This is a genomic window from Leptospira kirschneri serovar Cynopteri str. 3522 CT (genome assembly GCF_000243695.2).
Lineage (GTDB): Bacteria > Spirochaetota > Leptospiria > Leptospirales > Leptospiraceae > Leptospira > Leptospira kirschneri.
The window spans coordinates 51,293-65,835 of sequence record NZ_AHMN02000010.1; the positions used below are offsets into that span (position 1 = coordinate 51,293).

The 14,543-nt window shown below is 37.1% G+C and carries 9 protein-coding genes and 1 pseudogene; 4 read left to right on the forward strand and 6 right to left on the reverse strand.

The window, feature by feature from the left end; all coding sequences use genetic code 11:
* The first annotated feature begins 30 nt into the window (after window positions 1–30).
* Window positions 31–2,820: an FtsK/SpoIIIE family DNA translocase gene (locus LEP1GSC049_RS214185; protein WP_004759551.1), complete on the forward strand. Its 2,790-nt coding sequence runs from the start codon at window positions 31–33 to the stop codon at window positions 2,818–2,820.
* A 1,028-nt stretch (window positions 2,821–3,848) separates the two neighbouring features.
* On the opposite strand, the gene LEP1GSC049_RS214180 is transcribed toward LEP1GSC049_RS214185, so the two are convergent.
* Window positions 3,849–4,805 (reverse strand): prolipoprotein diacylglyceryl transferase, encoded by a 957-nt coding sequence (locus LEP1GSC049_RS214180; RefSeq protein WP_004750345.1) that lies wholly within the window; start codon window positions 4,803–4,805, stop codon window positions 3,849–3,851.
* Between the two features lie 550 nt (window positions 4,806–5,355).
* A complete protein-coding gene (locus tag LEP1GSC049_RS214175; protein ID WP_004759581.1) occupies window positions 5,356–6,372 on the reverse strand; it encodes a M23 family metallopeptidase in 1,017 nt (338 codons plus the stop codon).
* Between the two features lie 53 nt (window positions 6,373–6,425).
* Here LEP1GSC049_RS214175 and pcnB point away from each other — a divergent pair, with 53 nt between their 5' ends.
* On the forward strand, window positions 6,426–7,889 hold the full coding sequence (gene pcnB / locus LEP1GSC049_RS214170; RefSeq protein ID WP_004750480.1) for a polynucleotide adenylyltransferase PcnB: 1,464 nt from the start codon (window positions 6,426–6,428) through the stop codon (window positions 7,887–7,889).
* Between the two features lie 510 nt (window positions 7,890–8,399).
* Here pcnB and recJ read toward each other — a convergent pair.
* The 4 genes and pseudogenes from recJ to LEP1GSC049_RS2000000229095 all read right to left on the reverse strand — a co-directional run.
* A complete protein-coding gene (recJ, locus tag LEP1GSC049_RS214165) occupies window positions 8,400–10,331 on the reverse strand; it encodes a single-stranded-DNA-specific exonuclease RecJ (protein ID WP_004759545.1) in 1,932 nt (643 codons plus the stop codon).
* On the reverse strand, window positions 10,331–10,651 hold the full coding sequence (locus LEP1GSC049_RS214160; protein WP_004750521.1) for a bactofilin family protein: 321 nt from the start codon (window positions 10,649–10,651) through the stop codon (window positions 10,331–10,333). The genes recJ and LEP1GSC049_RS214160 overlap by 1 nt, the downstream gene beginning before the upstream one ends.
* Window positions 10,652–10,929: 278 nt before the next feature.
* Window positions 10,930–11,661, reverse strand: a complete 732-nt coding sequence (locus tag LEP1GSC049_RS214155; protein WP_004750809.1) for a glycoside hydrolase family 25 protein — start codon at window positions 11,659–11,661, stop codon at window positions 10,930–10,932.
* A gap of 49 nt (window positions 11,662–11,710) precedes the next feature.
* Window positions 11,711–12,097 (reverse strand): annotated as a pseudogene (locus LEP1GSC049_RS2000000229095) (transposase); the annotation flags it as partial.
* Window positions 12,098–12,630: 533 nt separating this feature from the next.
* On the opposite strand from LEP1GSC049_RS2000000229095, the gene LEP1GSC049_RS214145 reads away from it, so the two are divergent.
* The gene (locus LEP1GSC049_RS214145) at window positions 12,631–13,155 is read left to right on the forward strand and encodes a phage neck terminator protein (RefSeq protein ID WP_004761891.1); all 525 of its coding nucleotides are present in this window, start codon (window positions 12,631–12,633) and stop codon (window positions 13,153–13,155) included.
* Complete coding sequence (locus LEP1GSC049_RS214140) at window positions 13,152–14,531, forward strand: DUF3383 family protein (protein WP_004750736.1); 1,380 nt, start codon at window positions 13,152–13,154, stop codon at window positions 14,529–14,531. Before LEP1GSC049_RS214145 ends, LEP1GSC049_RS214140 begins: the two co-directional genes overlap by 4 nt.
* Window positions 14,532–14,543: the final 12 nt, after the last annotated feature.

Sequence of the window (14,543 nt, forward strand, 5' to 3'; positions counted from 1 at the left end):
TTTTTTTAACCGTGTTCCGATAGTAAGAACATGGAATCTAAATCCAAAGAATTTAAATCAGCCTGGAATTTGCAAAATGGAAAGATGATTCTACCGTATCTACTTCTTTTTGCGGGGATTATATTAACTCTCTCTTTGGGTTCTTTCGATTCTGGCGAACACGGTGTGGAATATAATTTTTTCGGAAGACTTGGGTATTATATTTCTTATGGAATGTTTTTTATGTTTGGAGCGGCGTCGTTTTTGCCCGGGCTTTTTACAATCGGTTTGGGGTCTCTTCGACTTGTCAAAGAAGGATTTGAACTTACGAACAGGCTATTTTCTATTCCGGTTTTTTTATTGTGTTATACGGTAACCCTTCAAGTAACTGGGCATGTTTCGACGATTCCCTTTGCTTCTCAAGGAGGTTTTGTAGGACAGTTATTATCTTCTGGTCTAGAATTTGTATTTGGTTCCACGGGAAAAATTTTAATTCATCTAGTGTTCTATTTTTACGGTTTAATATTATTGTTAAACGAATCCCCGCTTCATTTTATTGGAAGGGCTATCGGAACCGCCGGAGCAAAATATAAAGAAGGATTTAAATCCGGATTTGGAAAACGGGGAGAAAATTTAGGTTCACTTTTTCAATCTGCAGTAGAAAAATTTCAAAGAAAAGAATCCGCTCCTCCTTGGATTTCCACGAACACAAATGATTGGAACGATTTACAGACTAAATCGTTGGGAAACCATAGATCCTCTGAGTTACAAAATACGCTCCATTCTACCTTTGGAAAAGAAGGAAAACTTTCCGATTTTTTGTCAAAGGTGGATAAACATTCTTTGGAAACTCCGAAAACGTCTAAGATTCGTTTTCAAAATCACGGTGCTTTTTCCGGAAACTTTGAGAAACAAGGAAAGGTGTTTCGTTTTGAATCGGTTTCTTCTTCCCTTTCTGAAAAAATTAGAGAAGAAAAAAACTTTCAAAAAGCTACTTCTCGTTGGGAGATTATAGACTTTAGAACTTCTAGTTTTTCTAATATTTCTTCTGAAAAAGAACCTTCGATTACGTTAGTCGTTCCTTCTGAGTCGGAAATAAAAAAAGAATGGAATCAGACTAATCTTATATTACAATCAGAGAAATCACAGGATAAATTTTCGTTCGAAGAGAAAGAAAGGATCGAACAAACGGATTCTGAACTCGAAAAAGAATTTTATGAGGAAGAAAGTGCGGATTCTGAAGAGGACTTCTCTGAAGAAGAAACTTTAAGTTCTGAAACTTCTATTGAAAAAGATATTTCTGAAAATCTTAAAACTTCTACGATTTCAAGTTCCAAAGAAGTTTCTACAAAACATACTTCTAGTTCTCCTGAAGAAGAAAAGTTAGAACCGGGATTACCTTTTCCGCCGACTACATTGGTTCCAGAAGTAAAATCAAAACGTTCTATCTATCACGTTCCTCTTAAAAGTTTAAAAACGACTACTACAAAAATTCAAGACCCTTTGTTTAAGATTGAGGCGGACAAAGTAGCTCGTAAGATAGAAGAAATAATCCGTCAATATGGTTATGAATCCCAAGTTGTTTCTATGGAAAGAGGACCGATCATTACTCGTTACGAACTCACTCCACCTTTAGGAGTCAAACTAGGAAGGATCACTTCTCTTTCGGATGAACTTCGTTTGTATCTAGCGGTAAAAAATATTCGGATCGTAGCGCCGATTCCGGGTAAATCTACGATCGGAATCGAAGTTCCTAACAGTATCAGAGAAGATGTATTTTTAGGAGATATTCTTCATCAAAACCTAAGCCTTCGTCCTAAAAAAGATTTATCTATTTTAATTGGAAAAGATATATCCGGTAAGTTAGTCGGAATCGATTTGAATAAACTTCCTCATTTGCTCGTCGCGGGAACTACGGGTTCCGGTAAATCGGTTTGTTTGAATTCTATGATTTCTTCTTTGGTGGTACATCTTTCTCCCGAAGAAGTTCGTTTTATTATGATCGATCCTAAAATGGTGGAACTCACGTTATACGAGGACATTCCTCATTTATTAATGCCTGTGATCACCGATCCTAAGAAGGCGACTCGCGCATTGGCTTGGGCTATTCAGGAAATGGAAGCAAGGTATCATTCTGTTTCCAAACTCAAGTGTAGAGATTTTAAAACGTATAACGAAAAAGTAGAACAGGGCGCTCACAGAGACGGATATAAAAAGATGCCTTATATAGTCATTTTTATAGACGAGCTTGCGGATCTGATGATGGTTTCTGGTAAGGATCTAGAAGATGCGATCACTCGGATTACTCAAAAATCAAGAGCGGTGGGAATCCATCTGATTATGGCAACACAACGTCCTTCCGTGGATGTGATCACAGGTTTGATCAAAGCGAACTGTCCCGCTCGTATGGCGTTTCACGTGGCTCAGAAAACGGATTCTAAAATTATATTGGATCAAAACGGCGCTGAATCTCTATTAGGAAAAGGTGATTTTCTTTATAAGTCTCCGACGGCGGCGGATCTAATTCGAATTCAATCTCCTTATGTATCGGAAGAAGAGATCGAAAAAATTGTAGAAGAAGCGCGTAAGTTTGGCAAACCTTCTTATGTAGATTTTGATTTGGATGAGGAAACCGAAAATTCTGTAGTGGACGAAGGGGACGAGGAACTTTTTGAACAGGCTTGGGAAATCGTTAGAACCGATCGAAAGGCTTCTGCGAGTTATTTGCAAAGAAGAATGAGAATCGGCTACAATAAAGCGGCGCGTTTGATGGAGTTGATGGAAGAAAGAGGTTACGTCAGTCCTCAGATCGGATCAAAAGGAAGAGAAATATTAAAATAACTTAATGCTCTAAAGAATCTATGGATCAATCAAATCGTACACGAATATTACTAAAATGGTTTTGACCGTGTTCAAATTCAGTGTTGTTTTCTGGGCTTGGAAACATACACTATGGATGATAACATAATGTGAGTTCAGCATAAGAAGAACTCACGATTCTGAAAAAAGTTGGAATCTGAACTTTACAGATTGATTCTTTAAATGTGGGAACTACCACTCATTTCCATTTAGAATTTAGATGATTCTCGCTGTCCTGAGTTTGAGAAATTACATAGATTATCCAAAACAATCTTAGAACGTGGGAACTATTACAAAAATCAAATTCTAAAAAAGATAAACGGTTTCTAAGCGACGTAATTTGTGGGAACTGCCACAATTTATAAAATAGAAGTTTATAACAATTGAATCTCAAGTGTGGGAACTCACATAAAACTTAGATTTGTCTGTAAAATGATGTGGGAGCTACTGCAAGTCGTGACTTTTACAAACAATTTCTAAAATTGTAGGAACTCATACTTTTAGAAAATTTTTACTCGTACCGAACTCATGTTAAAAACGGGGTTTAAATTTTGATGCTGACCGTAATTGTGCAAAAATCGGTTGGACGATGATTCTTTTTATATTTCCTAGTAGTTCCCACAATTTTCAAAGTTTACTGGTAAAATCCACGATTTGTGAGAGTTCCCACAGATTAAGTCACATTACAAATTTTTAAACATCTATTTTTTTACGAAAAAATTGACATAGGATAAAACGGATTTCTTATGTCGAACTCACGTTGGATTTAGAACTTGCCTCTAAAGATATAAACGATGATCTTTAGAAATTTCTAATAAAATAAATGTAGGAACTCCGCAAGAATTGTTCTATCTGTCACTTTAGTTCGTAAACTTTCCAGTAGTTCTCCGTTATCAAACTTTTGTAAAATCCTACATCTTTGGAATTGAGACAAACATTTGAAATATCAAAGGATCATCTCGAATTCGAATTTAAAATATTCTAAATTTCTAATGTTTTAAATAAAAAATTTAAACGTTAGATGTACTTTCTTTTTTCCAGAGTTTCCATTTTATGATAAAAAATGCACCTACTAAAATGATCGCAATAGAAACTAATTGGGATTGAGAAAAACCGTGCCAGTAATACTGAGTTAAAAATTCAGGATTTTGTTCTGCGTTCGGAATGTTTACGAGTGAAGGGGGATCCATCAAAGGAAACACCGCTTTATTGACTCTTAAAAATTCCACAAACAATCTTGCAAAACCGTGTAAGACTAAATATTGGGCTCCAATGGAAAATTTTTTAAAGTTCTGATTTCTAGCCCAAAACTGAAAATAAGAAAAGAATAAAAACGAAACGATCGATTCAATCAATGGAGTGTTCCAAACGGGCACACCGGAAGGATGAGCTCCGTGATAATCAAAAACTAAAAGTGGAATTTTGACGTCGGTTGCAAAACCATAACATCCGTCACCAGAAACCCAACAACCCAATCTACCAATTGCGTAACCGATTGCCATACTTGGAACCGCAGCGTCTAAGTAGGACGGAATGTCTAGTTTGAAGTATTTCATGTAAAGAGTGATAAAAAGAATTCCAAATAAAAATCCTCCGTAAAATACGAGTCCGCTTCCTGAAAATAGATTATCCCAAAGGGACATTCTTCCTGGAAAACCATACCAATGAGTGAGTGGGTAAATATATTTTCCATCAAAGCCGGGTGTTTCTACAAAGATCTGATCCCAAATTTCAAAGATAAAAAAGATTTTTGCTCCTACTAAAGTACCTAAGATTCCTAAAAGAAGTAACCAGTCGGAATGTTCTGGTTCTAACTTCCTACGTTTTAATTCTTTAGGAAGAAGATAAGATGCGGTTAAAAAACCGATCATCATTAGGATGCTGAATGTGGATGGCCCGTCCCATTCCCTATTGAATAAGAATTTGAATAAAGGGTTGAGAAACGGCACTGGGATTCTATCAATCATAGTGTAACCAATACTCTTGATTGCTGGGATGGATCAATCCATAATCCTTTTTTAAATATACAATAGATGATAAATTCAAATCAGAAAATTCACGTGGGAGATCCCACATTTACGGAAAGATTGGAATTACTACTCGGATGCATGAAAATAATACGTATTCTTAAGCCTGTTGCAAAACTTAAAATGTGGGATCTCACACAAAAAGCCAACAATTTCAAGTTAGATATAATTTTTTGAGAATTTCTGCGTCTTTGTAAAATCCCCATTCATTTTTTGATGCTATTTTCCATACGTTTAAGTAGTAAATCTTACCTAAAATTGATTTTCTCAGTAAGAATAAGCTGAAGTTCTTTTATTCCTACAAAAGTAAACTGTGGGAACTCTCACAAATTGAGACTTTACAGACTAATTTTAAAACTGTGGGAACTCTCACAAATTGAGACTTTACAGACTAATTTTAAAACTGTGGGAACTCTCACAAATTGAGACTTTACAGATTAACTTTGAAACTGTGGGAACTCTTGCGATCTTGTCTGCCTACTGAGAAAACTTATTCTATATTGATAAATTCGGCCGGATCTAAAGGAGGATCTTGACCGATATGAACTTCGTAATGAACGTGTGGACCTGTGGCCTTGCCGGTAGAGCCAACTAGACCGATCAGATCTCCGCGTTTGACGATCTGATTTTTTTCTACGAGAATTTGGGAACAATGTCCATAAACCGTAAAAATACCATTCAAGTGATTGATTTTAATATTCCTACCTAAACCGCCTGAAGATTGACCGGACTCTACAACGACTCCGGGTGCGGTCGCATAAATAGGAGTTCCTTCCGCAGAAGCAAAATCTACCCCGGAGTGATGTTCTCCTAATGTGACTAAACCAAAAGGATCCACTCTACCGCCAAACGTAGAAGATACGAAACCGACCCCAGGTTTGAGAGGACGACCTCTCGGAAGAGCGTATAGAATCGATTCTCTTTCTTCGAGATAATCGAATGCGTTTTCAAACGCCTGACGAATCCGAAATAGTTCAATATTCTGAACCGCAAAACCTTCTACTGTATTCTTATAAAGTTCTAGATTGGTTTCCGAATCCGGGATTTCTTTTTTAAGATGAAACTCCGGGATGACTTCATACGTCAGAATCCGTTTCCAAGGAACTTCGTCCCAAGCCACAAGGTTGAGTTGTTCGGTTTTTCTTTCTAAACCACGAATTTCCTTTTTAGCGTCTTGAAGGAGCATATCGTAGTAAAGATATTGACTGACGTTCTCGTCACTTTTTTGAAACAAGTCTTGATCGGGACGGTAGAAAAAGTTCAAATAAGAGAGAAATAGAAACGCTAAGATTAGAATGAGCCCTAAAAGAATTCCGAGGAACCAAGCCATAAAAACGTTAAGTTCGATGGTGATCACGTTTTCATGATTGTGAGGAACGAGTAAAAAAGAGATCTTCTTAGAACCAGATTCTTTGAATTTTCGAAGTCTGTTTTTGAATTTGAGAATTTTGACTTGCAGACGCTCGGAATGGGTCAATTTGAGATCATACTTTGCCGGACTTATCATAGATTTTTACTTGCAGGTAGGGGGATCGAAGGGATTATAGACCCATTCTTTATATGAAATTCCTGTCCAATCTGTTCAAGAAAAAAATAGGATCAGTTGAGGATATTCTCTCGCACCCGGACGGTAAACGTTATTATCGGGATGCTCATCTGATCCGTAAAAACATGATAGATGAGGACGCGGTCAAAATCATCCATAGGCTGAATAAATTTGGTTTTAAAGCTTATATCGTAGGAGGAGGGGTTCGAGATCTTCTTCTCGGAAGAAAACCAAAGGACTTCGATGTTGTCACTAACGCAACTCCGAACCAAATCAAAAAGATCTTCAATAATTGTAGAATCATCGGAAGAAGATTCAAAATTGTGCATATACTTTTTCGCGGGAAGGTGATTGAAGTCAGCACTTTTCGTTCTTTGCCTGATTATAGATTAGGAAAGGCTGTGGAAGATCAAGATTATCTTATCAAAAGAGACAATAAATTTGGCACACCTCAGGAAGACGCGGCTCGCAGAGATTTTACAATCAATTCTTTATATTATGATGTAAGAAACGACTCCATCATAGACTATGTAGGCGGCTTTGAGGATATTCGAAATAAAGTATTGAGAGTGATCGGAGATCCTGACATTTCTTTTAGAGAAGATCCTGTGAGGATGTTACGCGCGGTCAAGTTTGCTGAAATTTTAGGACTCAATATTGAAAAGACAACAGCCAAGGCGATTCGTAAACATAAGACAGAATTAGAAAAAGCTTCTAGTTCCAGAATGTTAGAAGAATACAATAAGATCTTTCGCACTTGGAAGACTTCCTTAATTTTTCAAGGAATGGCGGAGCATGGAATTTTAGAGGTTCTTTTTAAAGAAGCATTTGATAAGGAAAGAAAAAAGAATTCCAACTTTGGTGAAAAGTTTTTAGAGACCAATATCGGAAAACGACTCGCGATTGCGGATAAGTTGCTGACCGAAAGAGAGGAGATGACCCCTCATATATTTTATGCTTTGATTTTTTCGGATCTCGCTTCGGAAGCATTACAAAAAGAGAATATGCATTTGGTTCCTGCGATCAAAAACAGTTTAGAACTAATTTTCAAACGACTGGAAACTCCTAAGAAAGATAAAGATCGTTTAATTAAGATTTTTGCAAGTCAACAGAGGTTTTTAAGTACGGAAGACGAAAAATCTTCTCAGAATAATTTCTTTCGGATGAAGGATTATTTTTACGATGCCTTTATGGTGTTTAAGATTGGAGCGATCGCGGAAAACGATGAAAAAGCGATTCAGAGTGCATTTTTCTGGGAAATTTCTGTGAGAAAAAGGCCAACTCCCGTAAAAAAATTCAACGGGGCTCGCCCTAATAAAAATAGGAATCGAAATTTTCAAAAAAATCGCGAAGAAGATCGTACCAACCGAAGAGAAGAAATTCAAAATTCTCCCGAATCGGAAAAACAGAATCGCAAAAATCAGAAAGAAAATCCTCAAGAAGATTTTTCTTCTGAGGATTCAGGAAATGAATTTTAGTTAAATCAGTTCGTCTCAAATTCTGTCGAGCGACCCTAGAAGCAAAACGCTTTAGTTTCACAAAACTGTGGGAACTCTCACAGAAATTATAATAGCAAAGAACTGCCAAAACTCTATAGATCATACAATACAGCGGTTTGTGGGAACTCTCACATGGTTGGAGATTCAAAAATGATTGATTCTAAGTTTTTGGGACAGACTCAAAACAAATAGTTTTTCATTTTTGCGATGGTCGTAAAACCGCCATTTTACTTAAAAATTTGATTGGACGGCGTTTTTTGGGATTTCATAAAATTTAAAGTCTGTTTCAAAAGTTAAAAAGTACCTACGACAATTCCAAATATAGTCATTCTTGCAAATAGCTTCTTAATTTTTTTTATTAGAAAGATTGAATGTGGGAACTCTTACAAACTCGGATTTAACAGACTTACTTTGAAATTGTGGGAACTCTGACAAACTCGGATTTTACAGACTTACTTTAAAACTGTGGGAACTCTCACAAATTTAGAATTAATTTTCCGATTCTTGAAAGTAGTTTACTACGAATTGAAGGGAAGTTTTGGAACGAAAGGTAGACTCTTCCAAAGAACCCCATAGATCCAGACTTACCGACTTACTAATCAATTCTAAAAAATCTTTTCCACGATTCCAGATCAAACATTGGATCGATTCCGGTGCACCTAAGATTCTAAAACGAACGTGTTTTCCATCCGTCATCGGTTTTGTATGATAGATCTTAGCATTTTTGATCGAATACAATGGAATCGGGTTTTCATGGCCGAATGGTTCAAAGATAGAAAGTTCCTGAAAAATTTTAGAATTCAATTCTCCCGGTTCTAAAGAAATCAGACTTTCTGTTCGTTCTAAAGCCGAAGTCCTTTGTTCTTCTGCAAGCCAGCTGTCTGCGTTGTCAAAGATTAACTTGGCAAGTTCTGGTATTTTATTTATTTCTAATGAAAAACCACCCGCTTCTTTGTGCCCTCCAAATTGTAAAAAGACGGACTCGGCTTTTTTAAGAAGATTTAATACGTTTTCTTTGCCATAAGCGCGAATGCTTCCCTTAGCGTGACCATGATCCGGAGTGATAAATAGAACCGGTCTTTTGTATTCTTCTACAAGTCTTGTGGCGACGATACCAGAAACTCCTGGTTCAAAGTCCGGTTCATAACAGAAAAGAACCGATCTTTCGGTTCTCTCTTTTTTTCTTTTTAAAAAACTATCCACTTTGAAAATATTTCTTTTCGTTCTTTCTTTTCTTTCTTCGTTGAGTTTTTGAAGTTCTTTGGCGCCCGACTTTGCAAGTTCTGGATTTTCTTCTAACAAAAGATTCAGTGCTACGTCTGTACGATTCATTCTTCCGGCGGAATTGATCATGGGACCTAGTCCCCAACCTAGATCTTTTGAGGTAACACGATCGTTCGCAAATTCCATGAGTTGTAAAAGTTGGAAAAGACCTTCTCTGTGTGACGTGTCTTTTTTATGAAGTTTAAAAAGAATTTTACAACCTTCTCTAACAATGATTCTGTTTTCACCGTATAAAGGCATCATATCGGAAACGGTTCCAATGGAAGCCAAGTCGAAGTTCTGAAGGTATTGTTCTAAGATTGCGGGGTATTTTAGAAATTCCTGATAAAACCATTCTCTTTCGGGATAAGAAGATTGGAAAGAGTAACTTTCGTCTTGGATGGTAAGAGAAAATTTAGATTCCGCTTCTTGTCTATCACCTTGAAAAAGAAGTTTACCACGGTATATTAGAAAACCTGAAAATAAGGAATTACCGTCTCCGATCCAGGTTGCACGATTGTATTCTTCTAAAGAGGAATAGAGATAGGCCTGAATGAATTTTAAAGCCAAAACGGAAGTACAGATTTTTTCATTAGGATAGATAGAATCTGAACGTTTTGGGGAAATTAGATAACAATTTGGGATTCTTTCCGGGATCTCGTGATGATCTAGAACTATAACCTTGATTCCTATGGATGCAAGTTCGTCGATCTGAATGTGATTTGTAGTACCAAAATCAAGAGTGATCAAAAGATCTGGTTTTATTCTTTTAACGAAGTCGAGTGCTGCGGGACAAAGGCCGTAGTCTTCTTCGTTTGAGGTTTTAAGGATCAGTTTCCCTCGATGAATCTTTTTTAAAAAACTGCCGAGTAAACTTGTGGAAGATACACCGTCACAGTCTCTATCTCCGAATAGAAGGATCTTTTTTTCTTTTTGAATGAATTCTTTGAGAAGTTCTAAAGCGGGTTCTAAATCTGGGAGTAAAAAGGGGGAGGGAAGTTCTCTAAGACCGTGATAGAGAAGATGTTCTGGATGGGACTTTTCCCGTAGATGTGTTTCGTAGAATCTATGTTGAAGTGGACTGAAATGTGGACGTAAGCCCACAGGATGTAACTCCTTTAAGCCCGGACCGTGTGAAAAAGAGGAGGGTTGAGTCATTACATAGCGCTGTTTCCGCTAAATTTCGCTCCGGATTCGATTTCTAAATCGGGTGTGCGTATATCGCCGATTACTTTTCCTGTTTTTCGAATGGCTACTTTTTGATTTGCGGAAACGTTTCCTTTTAGATTTCCTTCTACTTCCAAAGTTCCTGTCTGGATATCAGCTTCCACTTCTCCAGTATCTCCTACTACAAGCTTTCCAGTAGTTTCGATTGTACCTTTAAAATTACCTTTAATTTTCAGGGAATTGTTGAATTTCAATTTTCCTCTGAAATGAATATCGTCTCCGATGACTGTATCGATTTGTTCGTCGTTCATACTGGCTCCAAGTTTTCGGGTTGGAGAAGCAGTTTCAAATGTTTTTTACGATTTTTAAAAGACACGAAAGCTCTATCTTTTGGGTTTCTTACAAGTAAAGTGATAGAATTAAAATTTTCTTAAATTTTTTGGTAGTTTTTATATTTTTTGACGTAACCTCAAAAATTTTCAAAGATTTTGAATGAAATAAAAAAAGCTTGAGCCAGAACACTTTCGGGCTTTTCCCAAGTTTTACTGTGAAATTTCAATTTGTGAGAGTTCCCACATTTTCAAAAGTTTTATTCGGAGTTTAATTGGTGCGAAGTAAGAATTTTAAGTTCTCCGTTCAGAACGTTCATGTCCACGGGACCGGAAATTCCAGGTAAACTTCCACGACTTTTATATTGCCAAAGGATCCATTTCTGGTTTGAAAACGTATTTGGATGTTTGAATAGATTCCGAATCCAAATAGGACGATCTTGAAAGTTGGGACCTATGTATCGATCAATAAATTCATAAGTCAGATAAAGGATCGTTTTTTTAGTGTAATACGAATCTACTCTGTTTAAAAAATCTTGAATTTCGTTAGAAACATTTTTCATAGAAGAATTTTCTTTACAATTCCCTAGAAATTCCAGATCGACAACAGGAGGAAGAGAATCGATTTCTTTCGGAGCCGTGGAAATAAAATTTTCCGCTTGTTCTTTTCCAGATGTGCATAACGTGAAAAAATGATACGCTCCGACTGGAAAACCTTGTGCTTTAGCGGATTTCCAATTGTAAGAAAAGGATTTATCTTTGAAGTTTCCTCCTTCACTTGCTTTGATATAAACAAAAGAAATTTCCGATTTTGGAACTAAGATCCAATCGATTTTTCCCTGATGATTAGAGACATCGATTCCTCGAATTGGATATTTTTCTCGAGAAGGATAAACGAACCAAATTTTTCCGGAATCCAAGGCTAGATACAATCCGATTCCTAAAAGAAAGAATGAAATGATTACGAATAAGAAAAGATATTTCCGTTTCATGTCTGTAAGATACGCACTGTAGCCTTTGAACTTAGAACCGGTCTCAAAACTATCTATCAAAAAAGTTAAAAGCAATGATAGAGCTTGCGAGATAAAGAGATGCAAGATAATTTTCAGATTTTCTTTCCCAACGAATTAAGATAGCCCTGAATCGATTGTGCCAACTGTTAGTTCTTTCAACGACCCAACGTCTAGGTTTTCCTTTATATTTACCAATGAGAGGCTTCTCACCTTTTTTCCGAATATGAGATTGAATGTTTCTTCTTTTTCCGGAAAATATTAGGATTGAATTCAACGTATCTTTTACACCGTGTTTATCATGAACATTAGCTCCAGTCAACGTAATTGCCAAAGAAATTCCATTTCCATCTGTAAGAATATGCCGTTTAATCCCTAATTTGGCACGGTCTGTAGGGTTTTTCCCAGTTAAGCTCCCCCGCTTTAACCATTGCTGAATCCATCGAAGCCCAGTCCCATGCTATTTGATTCCTTACATCATAATATTTTAAAATAGATTTATAAGAACCTATCCAGCTTGATCTTTCTGATAAAGCGAAAAACTAAAGCCGCCTCGCTTCTACGGTCTCTCGACAGATCGCGTTCTATATTAAAATTAAATACAATTATTGTATAATATTTATTGAATGTAATTTATTGACCGGCTCTTAGTGCTCGGTTCGATTGCCTTGGTGCTCTGATTTTACTACGTCGAATAAGTTCAATGTAGTATTATTTTTATGCGTCCGAATGGTGAAACTCAATAAAACCGTTTTTTGAAAATGGGACCCAGAGGAAAATACGTCATATTTGGTTCTTTTCCGACGTAGACTTATCTACTTAACTACCTTAAAATCACCACATCGAATTTTTGGAAACGTCAAATTTTGATGAATCGATTCCGAAATGAAATTTTTATATTATTATGTTTGAGTGTAATTACTCGATTTTTGTTAAAAGGGTAAATAAATTATGAATTTTGAATATATTGAATCTATTATGAATAAAATGGTTTCTGGAATTGTGGGAGCTGGGCAAACTATTTCCTTTATTCTTGCGGATCAAACTGTTTTTCCGTCCTCTTATCCTTATGGAACGTATAAGGTCATTCAATTGGTTCAAGACCCTATTGCAAACGCTTCTCGAAAGATTCAGAAATTAGATTCCTCTAATTTTAAAGAGATCGTTCGTATTAACCAGAGCGTATCGATCAACGTTACATTTTTACACGATAGTTCCATTGTGATTTGTTGGGAACTTTCAGAAAAGTCTATGGACTGGTTCGATTCAAAAGAAGGAACGATTGAATGTAATAAGTTTGGGATTACTCCGGTTCTGATTTTTCCTAACATTCAGGACAAAACCGTTTTAACGGAAAGTGGAGTTTATCTATATAAGGTTAGTTTTGACGTTTTACTTAAATTAAGAAAATATAATGAACAACAAGGCGAATCGACCGCGAGCGCACCAACGGTTGAATATCAGGAGGAAGCATGAGCGCACAAACAGTCTCTAAAATAGAGCCGATCAGTATCAATCTATTTCTTAGAAATACTCCGGTTTCTCAAATGGGATTCGGATTACCTTTGATTTTAGGAATCAAAGAACCAACCTATTCTCTACAAGTTTCCGGAAATTCCAGCGGACTTATTTGGAAATCCGTACATACTGGAATCGTATTTATACAAGTTAAATACGTGGTTTCGGGGAACAACACCAGTCTTAACGTCGTTCGTACTGGGACCGGCACAGAAAACGATCCTTATGTAATTTCGGTTAACGTTTCTACTGATGCAAACGGGGCGGCTACGTCTACAGCACATCAGATCAAATTAGCGGCTGAGTCTATTTCAAACATTGCGGGAGCGACTAAGATTGTAGACTTGATCGAAGTGGCAAACTCTGGCAGCGGAGTTGTTTCCGCGTTTGCACAAACCACATTGGGTTACGAAAGATACATGGAAATTTCTTCTTCCGATGATCTTTTGGAATTAGGTTTCACTTCTTCCGATAAGGAATACATTCAAGCCGCACAGATGTTCAGGCAAACTCCTAGACCGAAACGGGTTGCGGTATTTCTGCTTACTTCTTGGTCGTCTGCTTCAACCGAAATTTCCGCTCTTAGAAATTCTGGTAAAGACTCTTGGTTCAAAACCATCGCGACTACTCACGATAAAGAAACCATACACGCGTTAGGTGATTATCTCGCTTCTATCGAGAAGATGTTTTTTGCGTGTTCTGACGATATAAACGTTTTGACCGGAAGAAACTCAATCTGGGAGTATATCACTCTTCATAAAACTCCGGATTCTTTTCCGGAAGCTGCTTGGGTGGGAAATTCCGTTCCCCGCAGAGTCGGTTCGTATAACTACGCTTATTTGCCTTTGGACGGAGTGGAGAATTCGGGTTATACGAATTCACAAGTAAGTTCTGTATTTGCGGAAAACGGAAATCTGATCGTAGATTTCGGAGGAAAACAAGTTCCTTATCCAGGAATTTCCACCGGAAACGTCTACGCGGATGTGGTCGAAAATCGCTCTTGGCTTAAAGCTCGTCTGAAAGAAAACATCTCAAGTCTTTTTCTGAACTCGGACGTTGTGCCTTATACAATCCAAGGAATTCAGATGATCGAGGCGAAGATGAGAGAGGTTTTTGTTCAAGCCGGAGTTCAAGGTATCATCGCACCGGTTGAAACGAATGCGGATAAAACACGTTCCGATCTTGGAGATTATCAATATAAAATCAATCTACCAGATACGATAGACGAAATTACGACTAATGATCGTAACAACCGTGTTCTTCCTAACGTCACTTTTTCGTGTCGTTTAAGAGGAGCGATCAACGAAGTCGACATAGACGGAGAATTAACCTAAGGAGTAATCAGG

Coding starts and splice junctions, on each gene's coding strand:
- LEP1GSC049_RS214145 (WP_004761891.1), top strand. CDS start 12,631: ATGAATTTTGAATATATTGAATCTATTATGAATAAAATGGTTTCTGGA.
- LEP1GSC049_RS214185 (WP_004759551.1), top strand. CDS start 31: ATGGAATCTAAATCCAAAGAATTTAAATCAGCCTGGAATTTGCAAAAT.
- LEP1GSC049_RS214180 (WP_004750345.1), bottom strand. CDS start 4,805: ATGATTGATAGAATCCCAGTGCCGTTTCTCAACCCTTTATTCAAATTC.
- pcnB (WP_004750480.1), top strand. CDS start 6,426: ATGAAATTCCTGTCCAATCTGTTCAAGAAAAAAATAGGATCAGTTGAG.
- LEP1GSC049_RS214140 (WP_004750736.1), top strand. CDS start 13,152: ATGAGCGCACAAACAGTCTCTAAAATAGAGCCGATCAGTATCAATCTA.
- recJ (WP_004759545.1), bottom strand. CDS start 10,331: ATGACTCAACCCTCCTCTTTTTCACACGGTCCGGGCTTAAAGGAGTTA.
- LEP1GSC049_RS214160 (WP_004750521.1), bottom strand. CDS start 10,651: ATGAACGACGAACAAATCGATACAGTCATCGGAGACGATATTCATTTC.
- LEP1GSC049_RS214175 (WP_004759581.1), bottom strand. CDS start 6,372: ATGATAAGTCCGGCAAAGTATGATCTCAAATTGACCCATTCCGAGCGT.
- LEP1GSC049_RS214155 (WP_004750809.1), bottom strand. CDS start 11,661: ATGAAACGGAAATATCTTTTCTTATTCGTAATCATTTCATTCTTTCTT.